This is a genomic window from Halomonas sp. ND22Bw (genome assembly GCF_003011945.1).
Lineage (GTDB): Bacteria > Pseudomonadota > Gammaproteobacteria > Pseudomonadales > Halomonadaceae > Halomonas > Halomonas halophila.
In genome coordinates this window covers 1-230 of the sequence record NZ_PXWD01001942.1, presented here as the reverse complement: position 1 = coordinate 230, position 230 = coordinate 1, and the positions used below count along the sequence as shown (strand labels likewise).

General features: G+C 58.3%; 1 protein-coding gene. It reads right to left on the bottom strand.

Features of this window, described 5'->3' with window-relative positions:
* Window positions 1–210, bottom strand: a 210-nt coding sequence (locus tag CVH10_RS27195; RefSeq protein ID WP_219925143.1) for an energy transducer TonB, incomplete at its 3' end; no start/stop codon positions are given.
* Between the last annotated feature and the right edge of the window lie 20 nt (window positions 211–230).

Below are 230 nucleotides of genomic sequence, written 5' to 3'. Positions count from 1 at the left end.
AGCGCGAGGAGAATCTTCCCCCTCAACGAAGGCAACATCAGCCGTTCTCAACGCTCTCAATGTGGCACCGCCAAAACCAACCGGATGAGACTCCGAAACGACCTGGCAATTTTCCAGCGTTCGCGCCATTTTGAAGACGCATCTCACTTCGGCCCATCCGAACGGAATCTGCTGCGATAAGGCCATCTCCGGCGGGTAGGGCCGCTCCATTCGAAGCGGCGCTTCCGCCA